This is a genomic window from Mesorhizobium sp. M7A.F.Ca.US.014.04.1.1 (assembly GCF_003998745.1).
In the GTDB taxonomy this organism is placed as follows: domain Bacteria; phylum Pseudomonadota; class Alphaproteobacteria; order Rhizobiales; family Rhizobiaceae; genus Mesorhizobium; species Mesorhizobium ciceri.
Genome location: NZ_RZRW01000788.1, coordinates 1 through 2,097, shown reverse-complemented (window position 1 = coordinate 2,097; position 2,097 = coordinate 1). Strand labels below are relative to the sequence as shown.

At 59.8% G+C, this 2,097-nt stretch carries 1 protein-coding gene and 1 pseudogene; both read left to right on the top strand.

What is annotated here, in order from left to right; all coding sequences use genetic code 11:
• A pseudogene (locus EOA22_RS31480) lies at window positions 1–333 on the top strand (cytochrome b); the annotation flags it as partial.
• Between the two features lie 99 nt (window positions 334–432).
• Window positions 433–1,968, top strand: coding sequence for a mechanosensitive ion channel family protein (locus EOA22_RS31475; RefSeq protein WP_127390501.1), 1,536 nt, complete (start codon window positions 433–435; stop codon window positions 1,966–1,968).
• Window positions 1,969–2,097: the final 129 nt, after the last annotated feature.

The window sequence follows — 2,097 nt, the reverse complement described above, 5'->3', positions numbered from 1 at the left end:
GCCGTTTACAGGCCCTGGTACAGAGTGTTCTTTTGGCTCTTCGTCACCAACGGCCTGTTTCTCGGCTGGCTTGGTTCGCGGCCGGCCGAAGGGAACTACGTCGTCATGTCTCAGTTGGCGACGCTTTACTACTTCGCCTTCTTCCTGATCGCACTGCCGGTGCTGGGCTTGATCGAGAAGCCACGGCGGCTGCCCAACTCGATCACCGAAGCGGTGCTCGAGAAGAACAAGGGGGTCGGCGGCAAAGGCGCGAGCGCGGCGGCCGGAGACCAGACGTTGATGAGAAGAGGCGATGATCGTGTCTCGCCAGCCGGCCTCGAAAGTCGCCGATAGCAACACGTTTTGGGTCGAGCCGTTGCGTCTAGGTGACGAGACAACTTCATGTCGCGCGCTAGGAACCACGCTGCTAGCTGAAAAACAGGGATTGCGATCATGGTCGATCTGGGTCCGGCGATGAATTTGTGGAACTCACCGCTAATCTACATCGTGTCGCTCGGCCTCGCCGGAATTGTCGTTTGGAACCTCGTTCCGGCACGCTTCGCCAATGCGAGGCTGATCGTCCAACTGGTCTTTTTCCTTGCAATGTCGATCATGGTTCTTGAACTGCGGGTCGTCCCGTACGAGCCCGCACGAGGCGATGAGACAACCAGCGGAGCGATCCTCATCGGATTGGTCAAGCTGCTGTGGTGGGTACATCTTGCTTGGGCGCTAATCGGGTTTGTCCGCATCTATGTCGTGTTCGAGCGAAAGCCGCACGAGGCACGCCTCCTGCAGGATGTCGTGGTCGGCGTCGTTTACACGGGAATGCTCCTTTCGATCCTCGCATTCGTCTTTGCCGTGCCGGTCGGAACGCTCATCGCCACGTCGGGCGTCTTTGCCGTCATGCTGGGTCTGGCGCTCCAGAATACGCTTGGTGATGTATTTTCGGGAATCGCGCTTAACCTCGGCCGCCCTTATGTGCTTGGAAACTGGATCATTCTGAACGACGGAACCGAGGGCCGCGTCGTCGAGACCAATTGGCGCTCGACCCAACTCCTCACCCCGGCCCACAACGTCATCGCACTTCCGAACAGCCTTGTCGCCAAAATCGGGGTAACAAACCTTAGCGGCCCAGACGAGAGCCATGGACTTGCCGTGACGGTAAAGATGTCTCTGACGAAGACGCCGGCTATCATCGTAGACACGATGCGCATGGTCCTGCTGAGCTGCACCTCGATCCTCCAGGACCCCTCGCCCGTGGTAGCCATCACAAGCCTGGATGCGGCGGCAATCGAGATCGAGCTGTCATTTCGCGTCGCCAGCCTTGATCAGCGGATTGCAGCTCGGAACGAAATTTTCGATCTCGTCTATCGCCACTCAAGGTCGGTTGGGGTGCCCCCCCCGCCAATCGACGGGACGGCGACCTACCAAGGCGTCGCCGCGATCGACTTGATCAAGGCCATACCGATCTTCTCGGCCCTAACGGATGCCGAGCAGGAGGCGCTTGCCGCGGCGATCTCGGTTCGCAGCTACCGCAAGGGCGACGTCATTGCAGAACAAGGAGAGATGCTGCCATCCCTCATGATTGTTCGGAAGGGCGTGATCGTTCGGCAACATGGCCAAGGCAATGCTAGCATGCAGGAGGTTGGTCGGCTTGCGCCTGGCGACTTCTTCGGCGAGACCGGCCCGCTCGCCGGTATTGGCGAGACGTCGACATTGCGGGCAATGACCCACGTCGAGGTCTACGAGATAGACCAGGAGAGCTTCGCGCCGCTGCTGCTCGACAGGCCCGAGATGGCCGAAGATCTTGCGGCAACCCTGTCGAGGGGGACTTCGGCTTACGGCGAAACCGGCATCCCCGGCGGCCAGCAGCACGAGAGCTCCAAATTCGCGCTCCTGAAAGCCATTCAGGCTGTCTTCCACACCGCCCCATCGGAGCACGTTCGAGCACGTGGTCGACCAGGCATTCGAAAGGACAGAGATTCATGACCATCCGCCAAAGCGACATCGTCGGCATCGATCCACTCAGGCAGCCTGCTATGCGTGATTTTGCCGACGGTTTGAAGGTACGGCGCGTATTGCCCTCCTCGAACCGCCTGATGGTCGGCCCCTTCATCC